Below are 24,183 nucleotides of genomic sequence, written 5' to 3'. Positions count from 1 at the left end.
GCAATCACCCGCTTCTGTCCCACAGGGGCTGATGCCGGACATGCTAATCGCGTATATTAAACGCGTTTATCAAACGATCCACCGCGTTTCGATCATGGCTGACCCACGCCTTTCTTCATTCCACGCATCCATTTCCAGGGCTACGGCCGGGGCATACGGCTATGGTGATGGCTTATCAAGTGACAGTCCAGACTGTGGACGACCGGTTCTGCGCCACCGTCGCCTTCTGAAGAACTTGTCGCGCTGTGCTGTTGGTCCGTATGGGACTGGCCCAGTGCATCCACTTTTCCACCGCCAGGCTGTCGGGCGGCCAGAAAACAGCGTGTGACCGTGGCTCGCGCCTTGATGAACCGCCCGAAACCGATGCTTGCGGATGAGCCGGCAGACCCGCGACCGCGGCGCGGCCCTGCCGGTGATGGATCTGATCGCAGAGATCGACCAAGAGCAAGGGACGACCTTCCTGAGCTCGCACGCATGACGAAAAGATCGCAGGCCTTTGCCGGCGGCAGATCGTGGTCTGCGACGGCTTGGTGACGGGATTGCGCCTCAGCAGGTTTGTGCGGCTATCACTGATCAGAAACGCTGACCAGTTGTGTCAGTAGACAGTGTATCCAATCCGCGCGACCGCGCCCCGGAAATAGGACTGCTCCCCACGTCGCGTCAGGTAGAGGACCTCGCCGGTCATCGGCACAAGCATGCCACCCACGGACCGGCGGCCCGATATACGGCATTCCCATGGCAGCATGACTGCCACCCGATCGACCGTGGCCGCACAGGCATCGGCGTGGAAGCTTCTGATAAGCCCGTCTGTGCCAAAGCGGCACAGCAGCGTCAGGGACAGCGGCCCGTCCACCATCGTGGCGCGAGCCGATGTGGCGTCGACCAGGGTCCGGACCACGCCTTGGCTGGGCAGAAGGGCGGTGGGATACCAGACGCTCTCAGCAAACCAGCGCATGAGTTCGGCGCGGGCAAAGTCACCGTCGCCTTCCTACGTGCCGACCGGGATCAGGCCGAGAAAGGCGGGATTCAATTGCCCCCGCCCGGCAAGGCAGGAATCGGTCACCCGGATCGGAAGGCCGGGAAACGTTGTGATCCGCGCATCCCACACAAATCCAGGGCGACAAGCCCGGCATAGGTGGCCAAGAGCACCAACGCCCCAACTGCCCATCTCAACGTGTCCAAGGCCCGCCCTCAGATGCGGCCAAGCAGCATGAGGACCAGGACAATGATAAGGATCGCCCCGATCACCCCAACGCCGCCGTGCCCATAGCCATAGCCATAGCCGCCGAACCGTCCGCTGAACCCGCCTAAGAGGAAGATGATCAGAATGATGATCAGGATAGTGCCGAGGGACATGTTGATTCTCCAGGGCTGAGGGATCTGCGATCAACCTCGCCAGCGGTCCGCCAGACGGCGACCAAGGACGAAGGCCGCGGTAAAGACGGCCAGTGTGGCAGGATCAGTCTGAGGTAACGGCGCATCCAGCGGCAGGTCGTCGCCTCTTGCACTCTCCGCTTCAAGGCCCCGCGCGTGGCGTGCCAACAGCCCGGCCAGCAACAGCAGGGCGATGCCGATACCGAGCGCCGAAATCTCCGTTCCGACCAGGAGCCGAAGCGCGGAGAAGGCCGCGAACACCACAAAGCCGCATCCGCTTGCCCCGATCACCCCGGCGGTGGTCATCAGCATCGCGCGCCGCACTACGGCGCGCGCGCCGCTGCCAAGCCCGCGCCCCAGAGCCTCCGCTGGGGGCGGATGCCGCAGTGTCACCGCTGTGTCATCGCGCCGATAAGCAGACCGACACCGGCAGCAAGCGCCAAGGCCAAAAACGGGTGGCTTGCCACAGTCTTTTCGACTTCGGCTTCCGCGCTCTTTCCCTTACGCTCGGCATAGTGAAACGCTTCGCTAATGCCGTCCGAGATGTCCGATCCCATCTGACGACCGCGGCGGTCGGTCATCGACGCAACGGAATGTGACAGCTTAGCCAAGTCCTCGCGCAGCTCCGAGAACTGCGCGGCCAGTCCCTCAATGTCGGTCGGGACGGCGGTCTTGAAGGTTTTGCCATCTTGCGGCATGATCATCACCTATATCATTCGTTCGTTGGGGCAGGGTTGCTTAACCCTAGTGGACATCGAATTGACTGCTGCGGCACTAACCTCGCTCAGTGTGCTGCACCTTTGTGGGGCATGGAGGGCCCACGCGGGACCGGGGGCGGGCGACGGCTGCACCACCTTCCATCGCAGCAAACAGTCCCCTGGCAGCACAAAGGCCGCCAATGTTCCGGTGCCCAGCGTCACCTCGTATCCGGTGACCGTCGCATAGCCGACGGCCATGGCGCCTTTCGTCACACTGTAGCCTGCTGCGAACAGTTTCCCGGCATCCGCCGCGTCGACCACCACCCGGCTTCCAGCCATGAAGAGGTCGGTCAGGGGAGGTCCGGCATAGCTGACCGAAGCTCCTGCCAGATTGCGGTCGCTTGCGATGGTCAGGGAATGGCGGCGCGATTCAAGTCCGGTACGGACAGACCCTGGCGAACCTGCGACAGAATGGGGGCATGCCGCGCCGCCCCAGGTCAGTAGAGCGCCGATTTTCCGGACGGCAGAGTCAAACCCGCCGCCTTGCCGCGCTGAACCGCCCGACCCCAGATGGGCTTGATCAACTCCAGCATGACAAGAACCGTCAGGCCCGCCAGCGGTGGCACAGCAAGATACATCGGATCGAGTGCGGCAAAGCCGAACAGCTTGCGGGCGCTCGGCCAGAACAGGGTGACGGTCAGAAAGGCGACCACGATGGGCAGCACCATCGCCAAGGCCCGGTTGGGGCGTGTGATAGCCGTGAGAATTGAGGTCGACTGCGACCGGTTCACCAGGATCAGCGCAACAATGGCGAAGACAAGGGCAGCAAAGGTCATGCCCCGCACCTGATCGGTCGTCAGCCCATAGCCCGGGGCGAGGGCAAGGATCGTCGCCGTCACGGCCAGGACCAGCAGACCTTGCACCAAGCTCCAGACGATGGTGGGGCCGGAAAACAGTGGTTCGGTCGGCGGCCGCGGGAGCCGAGCCATGATACCCTTTTCTTCCGTCTCAGCCTCGAAGACGAGGGAGCAGACGGGGTCGATCACCATCTCCAGAAAGGCGATGTGCATGGGACCGAAGAGGATCGGCAGGCCGAACATTAGCGGCATCAACGCCAACCCTGCGATAGGGACGTGAACGGCTAGAATGAAGCTCATCGCCTTGCGCAGGTTGTCGTAGATGCGGCGACCGAGGCGCACGGTGGTGACGATGGACCCGAAATCGTCGTCGAGAAGCACGATGGAGGCGGCTTCTCGCGCCACATCCGTCCCCCGCCCACCCATGGCGATGCCAATATGCGCAGCCTTGAGCGACGGTGCGTCGTTCACGCCGTCGCCGGTCATCGCCACCACGCAGCCGGCGGATTTAAGTGCCGTCACGATACGTAACTTCTGTTCCGGCAGGATGCGGGCGAAGATCATGGTGTCCTTGACCGCGATTGCCAGTTCAGCATCCGTCATGGCGGCAAGGTCCGGCCCGGTGATCACGCGGTCGCCTTGCAACCCAGCCTCGGCTGCGATGGCCTGAGCGGTGGCAGGGTAATCGCCGGTGATCATGATGACGCGTATGCCCGCGCTGCGGCACTGTGCGACAGCGTCGGGGACCGAGGCGCGCAGGGGGTCGGCCAGACCCACAAGTCCAAGAAACCGAAAGCGGAAATCGCGGTGATCGTCGGGCAGGGCGCCTTGATGCGTCGCCGAGGCGACGCCCAGCACGCGCAGGCCCGATCGCGCCATCTGATCAAGCTGCGCCGTCAATCTTGCGAGGGTCGCATCGTTCAACCGGCACAGCCCCGCCATCGCCTCCGGTGCGCCTTTGGCTGCGATCTGCCAGCCGTTATCTGCGGCCCATGCCTGCGACATGGCCAGCAGCCCGGGCGATAGGGGATAAATGCGCACGAGATGCCGCGCCGCGCTGGTCAGGGTTCCGCTGGGGCGAAGGTCATTCTTGGCCAAGGCGTGAAACGCTTTTTCCATTGGGTCATAGGGTTCGGGGGCCGAGGCCATCACTCCCGCCGCCACCAGTTCGCGGAACGCCTCTGGCAGCGTCGTGCCGACCTTGGCCACCGCGCCATCGGGCAAGCGCAATTCGGCAATCGTCATGCGGTTCTCGGTCAGGGTGCCGGTCTTGTCGGTACACAGAACCGACGCCGCACCCAGCGTCTCGATGGCTGATGCCCGCCGCGTCAGTACCCGCATCCGGGAAATCCGCCAAGCGCCCATCGCCATGAAGACGGCCAGCACCATCGGAAACTCTTCGGGCAGCATCGACATGCCGACGGCAATCCCGGCGAGTATCCCATCAAGCCAGCCACCGCGCAAAAGACCATAAAGCGCCACCACAGCCATGCTGACAGCTGCCCCCAAGGCGGCAAAGGCAATGACCAGCCTGCGCATCTGGAGTTGCAGGTGCGGCGTCTCCGTCTCCAGCAGGCTGAGTGAGGTGCCGATCCGGCCGATTGCGCTGGCAGTGCCAGTCGCGGTCACGCAAGCGATCCCGGTGCCCCGCACGATCAGGCTGCCGGAATAGACTATCGGCTGATCCTCGCCCCCTGGTGTAGCCGCTGTCGCTGTTCCCGCCAGTTTGCGCACCGGGACGGCCTCGCCCGTCAGCAGGGATTCGTCCGCCGACAGGTCCTGCGCCACGATCAGCGATGCATCGGCGGGCACTCGATCGCCCTCCGCCAGCACGATCACATCACCCCGTACCACATCGCGGCCCGCGATCCGCTGGCGTTGGCCGTCGCGGATGACCAATGCACGCGGACTGGTCAGGTCGCGCAAGGCTTCCAGCACACGCTCGGTCCGTGCTTCCTGCACCACGGTGATGCCGACCGACAGGCAGGCGAAGGCCAGCAGGATCAACGCTTCCTCCCTGCTGCCCAGCAACAGATAGACCACCCCTCCGGCCAGCAGCAGGGCCAACATCGGTTCGCGCAGCACATCGAAGACGATTCGCAAAGGTGACCGCCGTCTCGCTCTTGGCAGCTCGTTGGGCCCCTCGGCGGTAATCCGGGCGGTCGCCTCCGTTTGGGTCAGGCCGACGGGAAGGGACGTGGTAGAGTGTGTCATGCTTACCTTTCCCTGATCGGCGCGGTCGGTCGCGCCGATCATGCTCGCACGTCCCGGTTGTGTCCGCACTGACCTGAATCAGTGGCCCTTGGCAGGCCGCGCAGAGCCAATGCTCACCCTGCCAAGGGTGCGGTTCGTAACCTGCACCAACGCTGACTATCCTGGTCAGGCCGGACATCGTGCCGGCAAAGCCGACCAGAGGAACGCGGCGATGCCCCCCAGCCGAGGCATCGCTTCCCCTCCATCTTTTAAGGGCCGGGCAGGCCGGTGAGCATCTGGATGGAGGAGGGACCGCCACCGGGCCATGTCATCAACGGACCATCATGATCAAGGTAATGCCGATCAAACTTGGAGAATGCCACCATGCCGTCAAAATCCCCGAAGGTGACCTTGCTTTGCTGAAACGTGACCAGCCCATCCTCGCGCAATTCGCGCAGCACACGGTTAACGTGAACGGCGCTGAGGCCAAGGGCGTCGGCCAGCAGGTATTGTGTCAATGGACAAGTGTAGCCATCGTTCGACGCAAGCCCCACAAGTTTCAGGCGCGCGCCGAGTTCGAGCAGGAGATGCGCCATCCGCTGTTTTGCGTCGCGCCGCCCGATGCCGACCAGGTGTTCCACGACCATCGCCTCATCGCGGGAGGCAGCCCATAGCAACGCCGCACCCAGCCGGGGGGCCGTGTTGACGGCCTCCAGCAGATCACACACCTGAACCTCCGACGCCTGCACCCGGGTGATCGGCTCGATATTGTGGTCGGCTTTGCGGAAGAGAACCGAGCGCAGACCCAGAAAATCGCCCGGAATCTGGAAGTCGACGACTTGGCGCGTGCCACCCGGCAGGAGCTTGTAGGAGCACACCCAGCCAGAGGCGAGGATATAGGCTGACCGCTCAATCTGGCCCTCATAGATCATGTCCTGCCGTGCCGGGAAGAACCGGCGCCGGCTGTGCAGCTGGTCAAGCAACTGCAATTCCATGTCAGAGAGGGCGACAAAGGCTCCCAGCTTGCGCGCGAAGGGCGTGTGCGGGGCAATCACCCAATGCCAATCCTTTCTTGGCGCGATCGGCGCCGTTTGGGCGGATCATGCCGCCCCTAACCCTTAACCCTAGGGCCGGCAGGAGAGCGTTTACGCTGATCCAGGCCCGTTAAACCGAAATTTGGTTTGTAACCGGTCCCGCCATTGGTTCGTTCGTAGAGCGAACTAGACGGTTTACGATGCTTTTGCAGCCGCCGGCGATTGCGGGTCACATCAGTGCCTTCCGCCCGAGTTGCAGCAGCTCCGCTGTCGTCAGATGCGAAAGGTCTGCCACCAGAGTGGTGGCTATCCGCGCATAGGCGCCCTTGTTATGCGCCTGAAGGTAATTGCACAGATTGTGTGCCTCGTTGCTCTGGCCCTTGCCGTGGCCGATCAGCACAATACGCCCGTTTTGACCGATGGCATCGGCAATGCGCGAGAAGAATTGCGTGTCGCCGGGAAAGGTCTCTTCGCGGTCGCGATCTGGCCCGATCCGCTTGATATGGTGAACGAAATGGTGAAGCTCTTCCCCCTGGGCTGATGTATGCGGAAGATCATCCTCTGACCCGGCTAACGTCAGCACCTTGGCATCGGCATGATCAATGACGATGATCGTGGCGGGTGAGGGATGTGCCGGATGAAGGGGGGGCGCATCGGGTGCCCAGCCCGTTCGCGTAAACAGATTCCGCAACTTGATGAGATTGTCGGTGGTCACTTCCTTGTCATGTTGACGGTCGATAAGAATATGCTCTCCACCGGCATGCAGTGAATATTCGCCGCTGCGCCGGTGATCGATGTCACCGATCCCGGTCAATAATCCGACAACATCGCGCCAGGCCAGATTATGCGCCACCGGATGCCGGAAAATGGCGTCAAGGGTCCGCCGGTTCTGCCCCGTGGTGGCGGCATAGGCATTGGTGAGTAGCGGCGATGCGGGGGCGGGAGAATGATGGCTCATCATATCGGCTTTCAAAAGAGAACGGGCCGTTAAGGCTATGTCACCGCAGCAAAGTCCGGCAGGGGCGGAATCTACGCATGGCGGTCGGGCTTTCCCCGTCACAGGACCGTTTAACCGCATGACCGACGATATTGCCAGTAATGGCCGTGATCCCCATCGTTACCGCACCCCAGAACACCACTTCAGGCCGATCAAATCGCGGATCGCCCAGAGCATTGGCGTATCCGGCTGCGTGCTTACAATGGCCGTCCTTCCATTTAGGTGGAAAGACACCATGTCAGCGGCTCCTGTCGGCAGGCAATGTGGAAGACCGGTCTGGGTGCAGCGCAGATAGACGATCAGCCGTGAGATATCCGCGTCGTCAGGCGCGCCGGCGAACCTGGGCCCCATCAGCATGGTGCCGCCCAGCAGCATCATAGGATCGGAAACTAACCAGCTCTGGCCGTGTCAGGGGCGGCCCATGGTGCGGCCAGCGTTTCGAAGCGGACCCACGCCGCCTTCAGCCTGTCGGAACGCGTACGGTGTAGATGCGTCAATCCAACCGTCGGCATCGGCGATTTTAGCTTCCTTTCTAGCCTGACAACGACGGCGTTATCGTTGATGTCACCCAACAGGGTATGCAGGTCATCAAGTGCCGCGACATAGGCACCGCCGATCCTTGGGTTATGGAGCCGTAGGAACACTTCCGCATTGTCGCGCAGGGTCCGGAGATGCCGCCGCAGCCGGTGGCGAGTGTTGGTACCGCGACTGATGTTAAGGTTGCCGACCTTCCTCGCCCGCGCATCCGCCGACAACAGCCACTCGGTCATATGAGTGGACAGCGCATCGCCGGTCGCTGCGCAGGTTTGTGCCTGCAGCCAATCGCTCAACCCCTCGACCATGATAGTCACGCGTGCGGTCCGGGCGTGGCGCTGCGCAACAGCCGCCGCGACGGCACGCGCATACCAGACGGTTTCATCCAGGGTCGTCTTGTCGATGCGGGCAGGACCGGCCAAGACATCAGCCGAATGCCGTCCGATCAGCACGTCAAGGTCGCGAACCGGCCCCAATTGGCGGCTAAAGCGTCCCAGTTCGCGGCGAACCCAGCGGCAATCCTTCGCTGGCAGCAGCGTCCTGAACATAAGGATGCAGGCGCGCGTGCGGCGAAGCGCGCCGCGGAGGGCATGCACGCAAGGTGCGTCCGGTGTGTTGAGAAACGCTGCGGTGTGGCGCCGGACATCGTCGATCAGCGGGGCGATGGCGGTCTCGAACCCCACCGAAAGATCAGGAGTGCTTGCATGCGATACTTTGAACGCGACCAGGGCCGTGGATGGCCTGATGATGGGTTCGCCCACCAGATTCTCCGGCCGCCCCGCCGCAAAAGCGGAAATATTGGCCAGGGTAATGTCAAGAATTCGGCTGACGGCCTCATGCGTGTCATAAGCGATATGGGCCGAGGCGATAACGTTGGGTATGCAAAGCAGGGCTCTGTCGGCTGCCAGCATCCGAAGGCCCGATATCGTAGGGTCAGCATTAGGGCGAAAAATCTCCGCCTCGTCGCGCAGCCAGGATTCCTGGCTGAACACGTCCAGGGCGGCACCGGCGATCCGTTGCTCTGCCAGGGCGCGGATCAGCGCCTCGGTATCGACCACGTCGCCGCGTGCGGTATTGATCAATACCGCTTCAGGCTTCATCAGGGCCAGTTTCTGGGCAGAGATTAATTCATGCGTGCCAGCGCCGCCGGGCACATGCAGGCTCACCACGTCGCTGCGTTTCAGCACCTGGTTCAGTGTCACGAAGCGCATGCCCAGTTGTACCTCCAGCCCCTTGTCGGGCCGGGCGTCGAAGGCCAGAACGCTCATCCCGAATGCCCGTGCGATACGGATCACGCGCTGGCCGATGCGGCCGGCGCCGATAACGCCCATCGTTTTTCCCGCCAGATCGGAACCGCGAAGGCCGCTTTGAGAAAAATCGCCCCGTCGCGTGCGCTCTACTGCCGCCGGCACCTTGCGGAACAAGGCCAGCAGCAGGGCAAACGTATATTCCGCAACGGTCGGATCGCCATAATTGGGAACGTTGCACACGGTAACGCCTGCTGCGCGGCAGGCATCCAGGTCAATATGGTCATAGCCGGTCGACCGTGTCGCGATCAGCTGCAATTTGCGCAGTGACAAGAGTGTCGGCGCGTCCAGCTTGCTGTCGATAAAGGTCGAAATCACCTCGGCATCGGCGAACATATCGGCATTCGCCGCGCTCAACGGGGCGGTGACGCAGCGTATCTGCTGATGCGGTACCAAACGCTGGCAGAAGGCCTCTTGCCACGCTTCAGTTTCAAACATCACGATGTTCATGGGTGCCGCCTCTCTTCGAATGGCCGGAGAGCCCGGGACGCGCTGCCAAACGGCACTGGACCGGCAGGGCCCCTGTTCCCTTGACGCCCCCCTGGCCGTGACCTCGGTCGCTCTGGCTGCGGCAACCTTAATCCCTAACGGCGATAAGCAGCAGGGCCGGAAATTACGCACCCCCGCCGCCATGGACCTGGATTTCATCACCTGGCCAGTTCGTCCTCTACCCTTGCAAGGGCAAGTCCACGATGCTCCTCCATCCCACTCAAGAGTTGGAGCCACCGGCAGATCCGGATTGGTTCAAATTATTAAAAAATAGAATTCAATAACGATATTTCAAGCTTTAATATTTTAATGGGTATATTCCGAGTGTGTTCATTACATAGGTCTAATTATAAAATGAGCGGTAGAAAGGTGCTGGATCTTTAAGTCTCATTTCCGCTTGCGCAATGGCTCCTCTGTAGATTGGGCACCAATTGGGTGGGCATGCACCACCGTCTTTTGACGCCTGTCCGACCTTGGTCAGGCGTCGGCCCCGCGCACCAGCAACCTTTGCCGGGAAGATCATTGGGCGCTGCCGCGCCTGACATCCTTGATATAAGGCGACAGCATGAAAATCTTGCGCGCAGCGCCTTCGCCCGCCTTCTGGCAGGACGCCGAGGTCATTCGGGAAGAGCTTTTCGGCTTGGAGCGGCTGGAGGAACATGCCCGCACCTTGGCGGCGGCACAAACGGTGACCGACAGACCAATTCGGGTCGCATCACTGGCGAGCCGGCTGGACGACAATGCCGTTGCGCTGCTGGATGCCTACCGCAGGACCGTCTCCGCCCTGACCGAGGGCAAGACCATCACGCCGGCATCGGAATGGCTGGTGGACAATTATCACCTTGTCGAACGCCGGGTTCGCGAAATCGACCGGGATCTTCCGCCGGGTTTTCACCGCCAGCTTCCCAAATTGGCCACTGGGCCATTTGCAGGGTATCCGCGTGTCTTCGGCCTTGCCTGGGCCTTCGTGGCCCACACTGACAGCCGGTTTGATGCTGACATGCTGGTGAAGTATCTGCGTGCCTATCAGACTGTGGAGCCGCTGACCATCGGCGAGCTGTGGGCCGTGTCCATCGCGTTGCGGATGGTACTGATCGAGAATCTGCGCCGGTTGGCAGTGCAGACCCTGATCAATCGTGATGCAAGACAGCAGGCCGACATCATCGCCGACCAGCTTCTGGCTGGGGACGATGCGATTGAGGAAACTTCAGCCAGCGCCATGAAGACGCTGCACGACCACCCCCTGCCACCGGCCATGGTGGTGCAGCTTCTGCACCGCCTGCGTGACCAGGACCCCGACACGATCCCAATGCTGGCCTGGTTGGATCGGCGGCTGGTGTCGAGGGGCACCAATGCCGATGACATGGTCAATGACGTCCACCGACGGCAGGGCGCCACCAATGTCACGGTTCGCAACATCATCACCAGCCTGCGGCGCATTGGCGATGTGGACTGGAAGGAGCTGTTCGAAAGGGCCAGCCCCGTTGATGACCTGCTGGCATCGGTGGCTGCTTACCCAAGAATGGATTTTGCAACCCGTAACCTGTACCGCAGCGCGATTGAGGATATGTCGAGATGCAGCGGACGGTCTGAACTGGACGTCACGCGGCAGGTGCTGATGGTGGCGCAGACACAGGATGCCGCGGCTGACCCGCGTTGCCGCGATCCTGGCTACCACCTGTTGGCGCGTGGACGTCCGGCGTTCGAGAGTCACATCGGCTACCGTCCACGCTGGGCGCAGCGACCAGCCCGGTTTGCGCGGTCCATGGGCCTCGCCCTGTATGTCGGCTCGATCCTTGCTATCGCCGGTTTGATACTCCTGACGGTTGTTCATCTGCTGGCAGAGACAGGTGTGGGGGTGTCGGCCTTATTGATCTTGGGGCTGGCATCCTTCATCCCCGTCTTCGACGTTGCCATGGTGTTGTTCAATCGCGTCCTGTCGCTGGGGGTTGGGGCCACCGCCCTGCCGGGCATGGCGTTGACGGAGGGGGTACCGGCCGACCAGCGAACCCTCGTGGCGGTCCCCACCTTGCTGACCACCCCCGGTGCGGTGGCTGAACAAGTGGCACAGTTGGAGGTGCATCATCTGGCCAGTCCGGATGGCGACCTGCTGTTCGCCCTTCTGTCCGACTGGACCGACGCTGCCACCGAGCAGACAGAAGCCGATGACATCCTGCTTAAGGCTGCCCGCGACGGGATCGCCCAGCTGAACACGCGCTATGGACCAGCCCCCGGCGGTTCGCGTTTCCTGCTGCTGCACCGCAAGCGGGTCTGGTGTCCGGGCGAAGGCTGCTGGATGGGGTGGGAGCGCAAGCGCGGCAAGCTGCATGAGCTGAACCGTCTGCTGCGCGGCGCCACCGATACCGGGTTCCTGGAGATGGAGGAAGGCGTGCTGCCCCTTGGGGTGCGCTACGTCCTTACCCTGGATGCCGATACACGCCTGCCACGCGATGCCGCCCGGCGGCTGATCGGCAAGATGGCCCATCCCCTGAACCGGCCTCGCTTTGATCCGGGGGAGGGCCGGGTTGTCGAAGGTTATGGCCTGCTGCAGCCCCGGATCACACCATCGCTGCCTGTCGGGCGGCAAGGGTCGCTGTTTCAGCGCATCTTCTCCAGCCTGAACGGCATTGACCCCTATGCCGCTGCCATATCCGACCATTATCAGGACCTGTTTGGGGAAGGGTCCTATGCCGGCAAGGGCATTTATGACATCGATGCCTTCGAACTGGCACTGGCCGGGCGCGTTCCGGACGGCACCGTGTTGAGCCATGACCTGTTTGAAGGCAATTTCGCCCGGGCCGCCCTGGTGACCGATGTCGAACTGGTGGAGGATTTTCCCACCCGTTACGATCTGGATGCCCTGCGCCATCACCGCTGGGCCCGCGGCGACTGGCAATTGCTGCCGTGGCTGATGGGACGGGGCTATGCCGCAACCGACCCCAGCCGCGTCAACGGCGTGGTGCCCGCTGTCGGCCGGTGGAAGATGCTGGACAATCTGCGCCGTACCCTGGTCGCGCCGCTGATGATCCTGTCGCTGATGCTGGGTTGGACCCTGCCATTCGCGGCCAGTCTGGTGTGGACCCTGTTCAACATCGTCCTGTTGTCGGCGCCGCACCTGTTTCGCATTGTCACCGCGCTGTGGCCGACCCAGACAGGGATGCGGCATTCAAGCCATTTGCGTTGGCTGGCCGCCGAAGCTCGGCAGGCGTTGCTTCTTGCTGCCTTGACGGCTGGCTTCCTGGCCCACCAGGCCTGGATGTTGATGGATGCGGTCCTTCGCACGCTCTGGCGCCTCTGGGTCAGTCACCGCCATCTGCTGCAATGGGTTCCGGCGGCGCAGACCGCCATTGCCCCACGGCTGAGCCGGGTTGGAAGCTTCAAGCGCATGGCCGGTGCACCGGCCCTGGCCGTTACCGGCTTTGCGGTGGCGCTGACAGCGGGCAACGGGAACTGGCTGCTCTGCCTGCCTTTCACCCTGTCCTGGTTGTTGTCGCCCTTCATTGCCGAACGGATCAGCCGGCCAAGCCAGGATCAGGAAATGGAGGATCTGGGTCCAGAGGCGACCTCAACCCTGCGCCTGACCGCACGCCGCACTTGGCGATACTTCGAACAGTTCGTTACCGCCGACGACAATATGCTGCCGCCCGATAACTTCCAGGAGACCCCAGCGCCCGTTCTGGCCCGCCGGACCTCGCCAACCAATATCGGCCTTTACCTGCTGTCGGTGGTCGCCGCGCGGGATTTCGGCTGGATCGGAACACATGAAGCCCTAGACCGGTTGGAGGCAACCATGGCCAGCATGGACCGACTGGAGCGGTATCGGGGGCATTTTCTGAACTGGTATGCCACGGCGGATTTGCGCCCATTGGACCCGAAATATGTCTCCTCCGTGGACAGTGGCAATCTGGCCGGACATCTGATCGCGCTGGCCAACAGTTGTGACGCATGGCGCGCCGACCCCTGTCCCGATGCAATACGGGTGCAAGGCGTGGCTGATGCATTAGCCTTGGTGCGCGAAATTCGGCCTACGTCCGGTCAGAGTGAGGCTGGCGGTCGCCTGGATCAGGCCCTGGACACGCTGGCCCGCGTCATTCGCCAGCAGTCATGCGACGGCGATCCAGACACCATCATGTCCAATCTCACCAAGCGGGCAGAGCAGATTGCCAGCTTGATGACGGCCCCGGCGCTGGCGTCGATGGGGACCGATGCTGCCTACTGGGCAGGGGCCTGTCTTGACAGCATCCGTTCCCATGACCGGGACCAACAGGATGATGAGACCCTCGGCCCCCGTCTGGCGACGCTGGCCCGCAGGGCGCGGGCTTTGGTTGCTGCAATGGATTTTACCTTCCTGTTCGACAGTGAACGCCAGCTTCTGTCCATCGGGCATCTTCTGAACGAAAATGTCCCGGACCCAAGCTGCTACGACCTACTGGCATCCGAGGCGCGGCTGGCCAGCTTTATTGCCATCGCCAAGGGAGATGTTCCGGCCCGGCACTGGTTTCGGCTGGGCCGCACGGTTGTGCCGGCCAACCATGGTGCAGCCCTGGTTTCCTGGTCCGGGTCCATGTTCGAATATCTGATGCCTGCCCTGGTGATGCGTGCGCCGGGCGGCAGTCTGCTGGAACAGACCAGTCGGCTGATTGTTCATCGCCAGATCATCTATGCAGCCCGCCTGGGTGTGCCATGGGGCATGTCGGAATCCGCCTACAATGCCCGGGACCTTGACCTGACCTATCAGTATTCCAACTTCGGCGTCCCCAGTTTGGGACTCAAGCGTGGCTTGGCCGCGGAAACCGTCATTGCGCCTTATGCCACGATGCTGGCTGCCATGGTCGATCCGTCTGCGGCGGCTGGTAACCTGCATCGGCTGTTGCTAATGGGGGCTCGTGGGTATTACGGATATTTCGAGGCCTTGGATTTTACCCCTGCGCGCCTGCCCAAGGGGCAGGGGATGGCGTTGGTTCAAGCCTACATGGCCCATCATCAAGGGATGGGTATCGTTGCCATCGCCAACACCCTGCTGAACGGGATCATGCGGGCACGCTTCCATGCAGAACCGATGGTCCAGGCGACCGAACTGCTGTTGCAGGAACGAATGCCGGCAGAGGTGCCGGTCACCCATCACTGGGCCGCCGGGCCAGATGCCCGCATCGCCGGCCCTGCCAATGAACCGGTGGCCGGTCGCCACTTCACTCACCCGCATCAGGCCACACCAGCCACCTTGATGCTGTCCAATGGCCGGATGACGACGATGCTGACGGCGGCGGGAGCGGGCCAGGTACGACGGGGCGGCATCGCCCTTACCCGCTGGCGGGAAGACCCGACCTGTGACAGCCACGGCACCGGCATTTTTTTGCGCGATCTTGACGATGGCCGAGTCTGGTCGGCGTCCCATCACCCCTGCGGTGTCGATCCCGACAGCTATGACGTCACCTTTCATGAAGATCGGGCAGAATTCATCCGGCATGATGGGTGTTTGGTCACGGGGCTGGATATCCTGATCTCGGCTGAGGATGACGCCGAGGTGCGTCGCGTCACCCTAACCAATGAAGGCCCCCATGCCCGGCGCCTGGACGTGACATCCTATCTGGAGCTGGCTCTGTGCCCGCAGGCGGCCGATATCGCCCACCCCGCCTTTACCAAGCTGTTTGTACAGACTGAACACCTGCCTGGCTGCGCCGCGCTGATCGCCACACGCCGGCGGCGTGGTCCGGATGAAGTCGAGATCTGGCTGGGACACATGCTGGTGGTTGAAGGCAATGATGGCGGGGTCAGCAGTTTTGAAACCGACCGCGCCCGTTTCCTGGGCCGGGGCCGGTCCCTGCGGGATGCCGTCGCTATGGAGCCGGCACAGAACCTTTCGGGCACGACCGGCACCGTTCTGGACCCGGTCTTCGCCTTACGCCAGACCATCCGGCTGGCACCACAGGGCACGACCCGTCTGGCCTTCTGGACCCTGGTCGCCGACAGTCGGGCTGCGCTCCTGGACATGATCGATCGGCACCGGGATGTGACAGCCTATGCCCGTGCCGCTACCTTGGCCTGGACGCAGGCCCAGGTGCAGCAGCGCCATCTCGGCATCGGTGCCGGCACTGCTGCGCTGTTCCAGCAACTGGCGGGGCATCTTGTCTATGCCACCCCGGCCCTGCGACCGGCCTCGGCCACTATCCAGAACGGGTTGGCGCCGCAGTCGGATCTGTGGCCGCTGGGGATCTCCGGCGATCTGCCCATCCTGCTGCTGCGTATCACAGACAGTGATGATCTTTCCGTGGTGCGGGAGGGGCTGCTGGCCTTTGATTACTGGCGAATGAAGCGGTTCGCGGTAGACTTGGTCATTCTGAATGACCATCCGGCCTCGTACCTGCAGGAGCTGCAGACGGCGCTGGAAACGCTGGTGCGGGTGAACCGCTCGCGTCAGCCGATGGGCCACGACGCGACACCGGGCGGCGTGTTTCTGCTGCGCACCGACCTGATCACCCCGCAGGCGCAAGCTCTGCTGAATGCCGTGGCACGGGTGGTGCTGGTCGCGCGGCGCGGCAGCCTGTTTAACCAGTTGCAGCGCCTCGGTACCGATGCGCCCCCGCCGGTACTCATCCCCCGGCGGCGTGCTTCGGTGGCGGCGGCCCTTTCCGCGCCCGTGAAACCCGATCTGGAATTCTTCAATGGGCTTGGCGGCTTCGCCCGGAATGCCAGCGAATATGTCATTATCCAGGGTCCGGGTCAGGTAACGCCGGCCCCATGGATCAATGTCATCGCAAATCCGGATTTCGGCTTTCAGGTATCGGCTGACGGCAATGGCTTCTGCTGGGCCGGCAATAGCCGCGAGAACCAGTTGACACCTTGGTCGAATGATCCTGTCACCGACCCGACCGCTGACGCCTTCTATCTGCGGGACGAGGAAAGCGGTGCGCTCTGGTCACCGACCCCGAGCCCTATCCGCGACCCGGGCGGTCACTACATTGCCCGACATGGCTGGGGTTACAGCCGGTTCACGTACCGCGCCAACGGCATCGCCAGTGATCTGCTACTTTACGTCCCGGTCGATGCGCCCGTCCGTATTGCCCGCCTGACCCTGCATAACACCACACACCGCCCCCGTTCCCTGACAGGAACGGCCTATGTGGAATGGGTGCTGGGTCCATCGCGGGATGCCACACGCGCCTTTGTCACCACCTCCATTGATGCCGCAACCGGGGCGATGTTTGCGCGCAACCCCTGGAACCGCGATGTAGGCGGGCATGTCGCCTTTGCCGACCTGGGTGGGCGGCAGACGGATTGGACCGGTGACCGGCGAGAGTTCATCGGGCGGAACGGCACGTTGGCGCACCCGCTGGCGCTTGCCGGCATGGGACCTTTGTCCAAGCGGGTGGGGGCCGGTCTGGACCCGTGTGGGGTTCTGCGGACCCGGATCGACCTGCCGCCCGATGGCCGGGTGGAGATTGTGTTCCTGCTGGGCCAGGCGGAAAGCGCCGATGCCGCCCGCGCGCTGGTCACCCGCTACCGCGATGCCGATCTGGACGTCATCATGGCGGCGGTCAGTCAGCAATGGCGACAGATCCTCGGCAAGATACATGTGACCACACCCGACCGGTCACTGGACGTCATGCTGAACGGCTGGCTGCTGTATCAGACGCTGTCTTGCCGCATCTGGGCGCGGTCGGCCTTCTACCAGGCCAGCGGTGCCTATGGGTTTCGTGACCAGTTGCAGGATGGCATGGCGCTGGCCGTCACGCGTCCAGACCTGACGCGCACCCATCTGCTGCGGGCTGCGGGGCGGCAGTTTGTGGAAGGTGACGTGCAGCATTGGTGGCTGCCACCATCGGGGCGGGGTGTGCGCACCCGCATCTCCGACGACAGGGTCTGGCTGGCCTACGCCGCCGCCCATTATGTGGAAACAACGGGTGACTTGGCGGTGCTGGACGAAAAAGTGGGGTTTCTGGACGGGCCGCAGCTTTTTGAAGGCGAGCATGACAGCTTCTTTCATCCATTCCCCGCGGAGGAGAGCGCCACCCTGTTCGAGCATTGCGCCCGTGCGCTGGATGCCAGCCTGTCCATGGGGCCCCACGACCTGCCGCTGATGGGGACAGGCGACTGGAATGACGGGATGAACCGGGTCGGGGAAGGAGGGCAGGGGGAAAGTGTCTGGCTGGGTTGGTTGCTATACACCACCCTGATGCGTTTCGCCGAACTGGCGCAGGCACGCGACGACGTGCGCGCCAGCCATTGGCGCACAGCAGCCATCGCATTGCAGGCGGCCTTGAATCACGATGGCTGGGATGGTGATTGGTACCGGCGGGGCTATTTTGACGACGGGACACCGCTGGGCTCGGCCCTGCGGGACGAGTGCCGGATTGATGCGATTGCGCAAAGCTGGTCCGTCCTGTCGGGTGCCGGAGATCCCGACAAGGCGGCCAGGGCCATGCAGGCCGTGGAAACGCATCTGGTCACCAAGCGGGAGGGTCTGGCCCTGTTGTTTACCCCGCCCTTCGCACACAGCCAGCCCGATCCCGGCTACATCCAGGCCTATCCGGCCGGCATTCGCGAAAATGGCGGGCAATATACCCATGCCGCCCTCTGGTCTGTCATGGCGTTGGCGGCGCTGGGCCGTAACCGGCAGGCGGCCGATCTGCTGCATTTGCTGAACCCGATCAACCACGCGCTGGACGCTGATGCGGTGCGCCGCTACCGGCTGGAACCCTATGTGGTTGCTGCTGACATTTACTCCGTGGCCCCCCATGTCGGGCGTGGTGGCTGGGGATGGTACACGGGTGCGGCCGGCTGGATGCAGCGGGCGGGTATGGAGGCCATCCTTGGCCTGCGGCAACAGGACGACCGTCTGGTGATCGATCCGCGCCTGCCGCCCGACTGGCCGGAGGTGCGGATCATGTTCCGTCATGGCATGACACGGTACGATATCCATATCGAAAACAGGGACGGCGCCCGCTGGGGAGGGGCGTCTGTCCAGCTCGACGGATGGAGGGTGGACGGGGCGAACTCCTTGGATCTTGTCGATGACGGCACCACCCATCATGTGCTGGTGCGGCCACATAACCTTGCCAGCACGCGCGCTCAGCCGGAGGACGCGATATAGCGGAAGAAGAGCCGCTTCATCCCCTCCATCATCACCAGATAGGCTGAGACCGACAGCACCAGGAACAGGTAGAAGGCCGCCGGAGGGGCAACAAATCCGAACCACGGTGCGATAGGCGACAGCGGCAGCAGCGCCCCGAAAATGGCAATGCCTGCCGCCATCGCGGCCAGTATCGGGTTCGGTCGACTGCGCCAGGAAAGGTGCCGCGACCGGATGATGAAAATGACCAGCACCTGTGTGGCCAGGCTTTCCACGAACCAACCCGTCTGGAACAACGCCTCTCCCGCGTTAAACACATGCAGCAGGACGTAGAAGGTCAGGAAATCGAAGGCGGAACTGACCGGTCCCATCACCAGCATGAAATGCTGGATCAAGGTCAGGTCCCAGCGCACAGGCAGGGCCAAGGTGTCGGCATCGACAGTGTCCAGCGGGATTCCGGCCTCCGATGCGTCGTAGAGCAGATTGTTCAGCAGGACCTGGGTAGGCAACATCGGAGGGAAGGGCAGGAACAGGGCGGCGCCAGCCATGCTGAACATGTTGCCGAAATTGGAACTGCTACCCATGAGGATGTATTTGGTCACGTTGCACACGGTGCGCCGCCCTTCCATCACCGCACAGGCGACCACGGACAGGTCATGGTCGAGCAGAACAAGCCCGGCGGCTTCCTTAGCCACATCGGCACCGCTGTCGACGGTGATGCCGACATCGGCGGCATGGATGGCGGAGGCGTCATTGATCCCATCGCCCAGGAAACCCACAACCCGGCCGGCATGCTTATAGGCCAGCAGGACGCGTTCCTTCTGTGGTGGTGTCATCCGGCAGAAGACGTTCACGCCTGCCAGGCGCGCCCGCAACGCATCGCCGCTCATCGCCTGCAACTCGTCGCCGGTGATCAGGCCCGTAATGGGGAAGCCGAGGGTTTCGCAGATATGCCGGGTCACCTGTTCATTGTCGCCCGTCAGCACCTTGACTGCCACCCCGGCACTGGCCAAGGCCCGCAAGGCGCTGTCGGCGCTGGGTTTGGGCGGGTCGAGGAACAAGGCATATCCGGCGAAGACCAGTTTCGTCTCGTCACCCAAGCGGGCCGAGACATGGCTGAAATCCATGGGCCGGAAGGCAATGGCCAGCACCCGAAGACCCTGTTCCCCCAGATGCGCGAACATGTCCAATATCCGGGCGCGGGCTGCCGGGTCCAGTGGCTGGATGCTCTTGTCGTCTGCATCGTAATGAGTGGATTGGCGCAGTACATCCTCCGGCGCACCCTTGACGACCAGCAAGCGATCGGTACCGTCCGTGACCAGCACGGATACGCGGCGGCGTTCAAAATCGAACGGAACCTCGTCAATCTTCGTCCAGCCACTGACATCCAGCGGGCGGAAGCTCAGGATGGCTTCGTCCAGCGCGCTGGGTATACCGCTTTCAAAATGGCTGTTCAGATAGGCAAGGCGCAGGACCTTCTCGCTGTCCTGGCCATCGGCATCGATATGCCGGACCATACGGATCACGGCTTCGGTCAGGGTGCCTGTCTTGTCGGTGCACAGCACATCCATGGCGCCGATATTGTGCATGGCGGTCAGCCGTTTGACGATCACCCGCCTGGCGGCCAGCCGTGTGGCGCCCTTGGCCAGGGTGACTGTGACGATCATTGGCAGCAGTTCCGGCGTTAGCCCGACAGCCAGCGCCAGCGCGAACATCAGACTGTCCAGCCAGGGCCGGTGGAACAGGACATTCACGGTCAGTACGAACAGCACCAGAAACACCGTCAAACGCAGGATCAGGTAGCCGAAGCCCCGGATGCCCAGTTCAAACGATGTCGGGGGTGGTTCCATCATCAGGCTGCTGCGCAACTGCCCGAAGGTAGTGGCAGGTCCGGTGCGGCACAGGATGGCCGTTGCCGATCCGCTCAGGATAGAGGAACCCATGAACAGGGTGTCGGTGGCGGCGGCCATGTCCTCTGTCGGGGCGCTCGGTCCCTTGACCTGTTTTTGTATGGGAAACGGTTCGCCAGTCAGCAGGGCCTGATTGACGAACAGGTCTCGTGCTTCCAGCAGCCGACAGTCGCCCGGCACCAGATCGCCTGCGGCCAGCCGGACAATGTCGCCCGGTACCAGCGTTTCCACGGGCAAAGCCGGTTCACTACCATCGCGCAGAACGCGGACCGTCACGGCGACGCTGCGCCGCAAGGCATCGACGGCATCTTCGGCGCGCCTCTGCTGCACCATGTCCAGGGTAACGCTCAAGAACACCATGGTCAGGACGATGGCGAAGCTGGCCAGATTGCCTGTTGCTGCTGACAGGGTGCTGGCAAACAACAGGATCAGGACCAGAGGATTAAGAAAGCGCCCCAGAACCTGTCGCCAGAGAGGGGCGCGATACCGGGGCACCGCCTGATTGGGCCCGAAACGTCGCAAACGGCGCGCCGCATCGGCCGAGGTTAGCCCACGACCATCGCTCTCCAGTCTGGCGCACAGGACCGACAGGGCGACGCCAGAAACCGCACCATCAAGCATCGGTTCGTCGACCATGTTGCCCCCGGCATTGGCGATTCCCGGCAGGTGGTCTGCACAACAGCCCGGCATATGCTGTGCCGGGCATCACCAATGATATGCCGGTCCTGTCGCCGTCTCCTCATTCAGTCGGTTTGGTCCCGGCTCTTGTGTGCTTGGCAAGCCGGAACTCTCAGGGCGTGTGCTTATCCGCGCTCTTCTCTATGGCCTTGCCGGTTTTGGAAATGTCTTCCCCCGCACCGGCCATGGTGTGACAGGCAGACAGAACCGGTACGGCCGCGAACATCATGATGAACAGCAGCGTCAACCGCATGGGCTTTAGTGACATCTCTTCCTCCTTCAAAGGGATGGATGCTGTTGCCAATCACAGTCGTCCCAGCAGCAGCAGAATGACGATGATGATCAGGACAAGGCTGAGGCCGCTACTGGGGTAATAGCCCCAGTTCGCGCTGTGCGACCAACGAGGAAGCGAAGCAATCAGCAGCACAATGACGATGATCAGAAGAATGGCGCCCAAGTTCATGAAGGGCTCCCTCTATTGGAGGCCCATCGACAAGGGGCAGGAACCCGCCCGTTGTCGATGGGCCAGAATCAGTGAGTGTATTTGTATTCAGGTAGGTTTTTCAGGGTTTCCTTGTTGGCATCTTTGAGGACAATCTTCTTGTCCTCTACCCTCAGCGCTGCATAGGACACCACGACATATTTGGAACCGACACCCAGAAAGCCACCAACGGACAGGACCGCGAATGGGATCTTGTCATTAGGGGTTACAATCAGGTCGTCAATGGTGCCCACCGTTTCACCAGCAGCATTGTAAACCTTGCTGCCTACAACCTTGGAGGTGCGGTACCCGGTGGCCAAGGTGGAAAGATCCACCTGCGAGAGGGCCATCGTCTGCGGCGCTCCCTGTGCAAAGGCCGTCGTGTCGATCAACGGAATGAGGATGGCCAGCGTGGCCAAAGCAATATGCACGCGTCCCATGTTAATCTCCTTTTGTTCTTGCTGTGCAAAGAAAGAGGCGCCAGCGTCTGGGGGGGCGCCCGGACGCTGGCGCAGCCAAGCACCCACTATTTCTTCTGTGCGTGCTTGGCATTCGTATCGGCGTCATGCTTGTCCGAATGCGTAACCGGGGCATGTTTAGGCGCCGTCGCTGGGTTCGCCTTCGCGCCAGCCGGCGGGGAGGCTGCCGGCTTCTTGGCGACGAAGCTGTTGGGCTTCTGCATGATCTATTCCTTTCTCATACCACCCCGAAGCAGGGTGATGCATCGATCAATGAAGGCCATATGATGGGATGGGCCTTCATTGATCACTAATTGTAGTAAACTCTGCCGAGATATTGCAGTGTCGGAATTTACCTATAACCAATTTATGTGTTAACGTACCATGCAAATTTAATATTTACTTCAATTGTTGTGCTATTTTAGAGAAATGAGAATTGTTGTGGCAGATCATCGTTGCCGCAGATTCTTCCCCTTATCAAATGAGAGGTATGACGATGTCATCCAGAATGACGCGTGCGACTGTTCATTTTCATCATCCTTTTCTCTTGCCGGAATTGGCGGAACCCCTACCGGCGGGTCGCTACGAGGTAGAGTATGAGGAGGAGAGACTGGACGGCGTGTCCCTCACCGCTTGGCGGACCGTGCGGACGACTCTCCGCCGCATTGAGGTCACCAATGGATTATCCTTTGCCCTAAACGTCGGGGCAGAGGCGTTGAAGGTTGCCATCGCCTGTGACGCTGATCATCCGCAATACGCGTTGGCCGAACCTTCTGTTCATGCCATTCCTGCCGCCGCGCTCGTGGAGCCGCCGGTCGCACGGTTGGCTGGATGGCGCGATCTGATCATCCCACCCATCATTATTCCTGCCGCCATCGGCGTCGCGGCCATAGCCGCCTTCATTCTAGGCCCGTTTCAGTGAATATCTGCGGCGGCGATAACGTTTATTCCTTATCCACGCCGATCTCCATGACCCTGCGGATGAACTGCCATGCATGTTGATCGGTGCCGACAAAATCATGTTCAAAGGCGCCGAGATCGTAGCCTTTTGTGAACCGCTTTTGCAGCCGGTCCAGAAACTTCGGCTCCGTTTCGGCCATATGGGCGATCAGAACCTGCAATATCCGCTCATGTGCAAGGACACGGCGTTCAAGGTCGGTGTTCTCGATGGGCATGGGGTAGCCCTTTCCCGTTGTGACCAGCAAACGGTCGGGCCCGTGTTCACCGGCCCGACCGTCAGTGTTTGGGTTGCAGTCGCAGTCTATTTGACTGTGCCCTCTACCACCCGATTGAGTGGCTCCCGTTTACCGTCGCGCTGGGGCACTGCCAGTTCCCGCTCGCCCACCCAGAGCACCTCGATACGCGAACTGGGGACGCCGGCCGCGATCAGGGTGTTGCGAACGGTTTCGGCGCGTTGCCGGGAAAGGTCCATATTGTAATAGTCCCCCCCGATGCTGGAGGCCTTGCCGACCAGGGTGACATGTCTGTCGGGATTGCTTCGGATCTCCTTGGCCGCTTCGCGGAGAATGGCTTCGCCATCCCTGGTCAGCGTCGCTTTGTCGAATTCGAAATAGGTATTGTAGGATGTCTGCTGGTAAACAGCGGCCACCGGTCCTGGTGCGGCAACGACGGCGACCACCAGCGTTGTCTGACAAGGCGTCGCGGTGCCTTCAATGGTGGCTGGTGCCAAGCCCAGGGACAGGTTCCGGCAGGCCACTTCTTCCACCGTCATGCCCTTGGCCCAATCCTGGCTGGATTCTGCTGGCATCAGCCCATGCCCATGGGTGATCGCCCGGCGCAGTAACGGTTCTGCCAGATCCATCCGTCCTTGCGACTGATATGATGCGCCGAGATTCAGTTCGTCATAGGGGCTGTTCGGCCATTTGATATTGGCTGCTTCCAGGATCCGGGTCGATTTGTCGAAATTTCCGGCCTTCAATGCAACATATCCCGGCGAGGTCACGGAAACGTCATGCCCCGGTCCCCGATAGCCCGCTTCCTGATGTCGATTGGAACAACCGTTCAGCAGTAAAAGCCCGATGGGCAACGCCCATAATAAATTGGCATTGGGCATGGTATCAATCCTTGGATTTCAAGCTCCAG

17 protein-coding genes and 1 pseudogene are annotated in these 24,183 nt (G+C 62.0%); 2 read left to right on the top strand and 16 right to left on the bottom strand.

All coding sequences use genetic code 11. From position 1 onward, the window contains the following. Positions 1–595 precede the first annotated feature (595 nt). The 9 genes and pseudogenes from CHU95_RS23120 to CHU95_RS22315 all read right to left on the bottom strand — a co-directional run bounded on the left by CHU95_RS23120 (position 596) and on the right by CHU95_RS22315 (position 9,627). A pseudogene (locus tag CHU95_RS23120) lies at positions 596–1,168 on the bottom strand (DUF6920 family protein). Positions 1,169–1,191: 23 nt separating this feature from the next. Beyond that, positions 1,192–1,356 (bottom strand): DUF3309 family protein, encoded by a 165-nt coding sequence (locus CHU95_RS03890; protein ID WP_094453933.1) that lies wholly within the window; start codon positions 1,354–1,356, stop codon positions 1,192–1,194. Positions 1,357–1,386: 30 nt separating this feature from the next. Continuing rightward, positions 1,387–1,767 (bottom strand): hypothetical protein, encoded by a 381-nt coding sequence (locus tag CHU95_RS03885; protein ID WP_133065420.1) that lies wholly within the window; start codon positions 1,765–1,767, stop codon positions 1,387–1,389. Next, positions 1,764–2,078, bottom strand: coding sequence for an ElaB/YgaM/YqjD family protein (locus CHU95_RS03880; protein ID WP_094453929.1), 315 nt, complete (start codon positions 2,076–2,078; stop codon positions 1,764–1,766). The genes CHU95_RS03885 and CHU95_RS03880 overlap by 4 nt, the downstream gene beginning before the upstream one ends. A 491-nt stretch (positions 2,079–2,569) precedes the next feature. Further along, entirely contained in the window at positions 2,570–5,143 is a 2,574-nt protein-coding gene (locus CHU95_RS03870; protein WP_207762362.1) for a cation-translocating P-type ATPase, read from the bottom strand. Positions 5,144–5,391: 248 nt separating this feature from the next. Continuing rightward, positions 5,392–6,177 (bottom strand): Crp/Fnr family transcriptional regulator, encoded by a 786-nt coding sequence (locus CHU95_RS03865; RefSeq protein ID WP_245837844.1) that lies wholly within the window; start codon positions 6,175–6,177, stop codon positions 5,392–5,394. Positions 6,178–6,385: 208 nt separating this feature from the next. Next, positions 6,386–7,117, bottom strand: coding sequence for a hypothetical protein (locus tag CHU95_RS03860; RefSeq protein ID WP_094453923.1), 732 nt, complete (start codon positions 7,115–7,117; stop codon positions 6,386–6,388). Positions 7,118–7,273: 156 nt separating this feature from the next. Beyond that, complete coding sequence (locus tag CHU95_RS03855) at positions 7,274–7,531, bottom strand: hypothetical protein (RefSeq protein ID WP_094453921.1); 258 nt, start codon at positions 7,529–7,531, stop codon at positions 7,274–7,276. Positions 7,532–7,542: 11 nt separating this feature from the next. After that, positions 7,543–9,627, bottom strand: coding sequence for an NAD(P)-dependent oxidoreductase (locus CHU95_RS22315; protein ID WP_165771995.1), 2,085 nt, complete (start codon positions 9,625–9,627; stop codon positions 7,543–7,545). A 421-nt stretch (positions 9,628–10,048) separates the two neighbouring features. On the opposite strand from CHU95_RS22315, the gene CHU95_RS03845 reads away from it, so the two are divergent. After that, entirely contained in the window at positions 10,049–18,574 is an 8,526-nt protein-coding gene (locus tag CHU95_RS03845; RefSeq protein ID WP_094453919.1) for a glycoside hydrolase family 94 protein, read from the top strand. Here CHU95_RS03845 and mgtA read toward each other — a convergent pair. From mgtA to CHU95_RS22310, 5 genes are all read right to left on the bottom strand, one after another. Next, the gene (gene mgtA, locus CHU95_RS03840; RefSeq protein WP_245837842.1) at positions 18,553–21,099 is read right to left on the bottom strand and encodes a magnesium-translocating P-type ATPase; all 2,547 of its coding nucleotides are present in this window, start codon (positions 21,097–21,099) and stop codon (positions 18,553–18,555) included. The two genes, CHU95_RS03845 and mgtA, sit on opposite strands and share 22 nt — an antisense overlap. A gap of 154 nt (positions 21,100–21,253) precedes the next feature. After that, positions 21,254–21,409, bottom strand: a complete 156-nt coding sequence (locus CHU95_RS03835; RefSeq protein WP_094453917.1) for an entericidin A/B family lipoprotein — start codon at positions 21,407–21,409, stop codon at positions 21,254–21,256. A gap of 36 nt (positions 21,410–21,445) precedes the next feature. Further along, positions 21,446–21,604, bottom strand: coding sequence for a DUF3309 family protein (locus CHU95_RS03830; protein WP_094453915.1), 159 nt, complete (start codon positions 21,602–21,604; stop codon positions 21,446–21,448). 68 nt (positions 21,605–21,672) lie between these two features. Continuing rightward, positions 21,673–22,062 (bottom strand): PRC-barrel domain-containing protein, encoded by a 390-nt coding sequence (locus tag CHU95_RS03825; protein WP_094453939.1) that lies wholly within the window; start codon positions 22,060–22,062, stop codon positions 21,673–21,675. A gap of 86 nt (positions 22,063–22,148) precedes the next feature. Continuing rightward, the gene (locus tag CHU95_RS22310; protein WP_165771994.1) at positions 22,149–22,304 is read right to left on the bottom strand and encodes a hypothetical protein; all 156 of its coding nucleotides are present in this window, start codon (positions 22,302–22,304) and stop codon (positions 22,149–22,151) included. Between the two features lie 284 nt (positions 22,305–22,588). Here CHU95_RS22310 and CHU95_RS03820 point away from each other — a divergent pair, with 284 nt between their 5' ends. Next, complete coding sequence (locus tag CHU95_RS03820) at positions 22,589–23,002, top strand: hypothetical protein (RefSeq protein ID WP_133065419.1); 414 nt, start codon at positions 22,589–22,591, stop codon at positions 23,000–23,002. Positions 23,003–23,024: 22 nt separating this feature from the next. On the opposite strand, the gene CHU95_RS03815 is transcribed toward CHU95_RS03820, so the two are convergent. Further along, entirely contained in the window at positions 23,025–23,255 is a 231-nt protein-coding gene (locus CHU95_RS03815; protein ID WP_094453911.1) for a hypothetical protein, read from the bottom strand. An 86-nt stretch (positions 23,256–23,341) separates the two neighbouring features. After that, the gene (locus CHU95_RS03810) at positions 23,342–24,154 is read right to left on the bottom strand and encodes an OmpA family protein (protein ID WP_094453909.1); all 813 of its coding nucleotides are present in this window, start codon (positions 24,152–24,154) and stop codon (positions 23,342–23,344) included. Between the last annotated feature and the right edge of the window lie 29 nt (positions 24,155–24,183).

This window comes from Niveispirillum lacus (assembly GCF_002251795.1).
Taxonomy (GTDB): Bacteria; Pseudomonadota; Alphaproteobacteria; order Azospirillales; family Azospirillaceae; genus Niveispirillum; species Niveispirillum lacus.
Note: the sequence above shows the minus strand (reverse complement) of the source record. Positions and strands in the feature narration are given on the sequence as shown.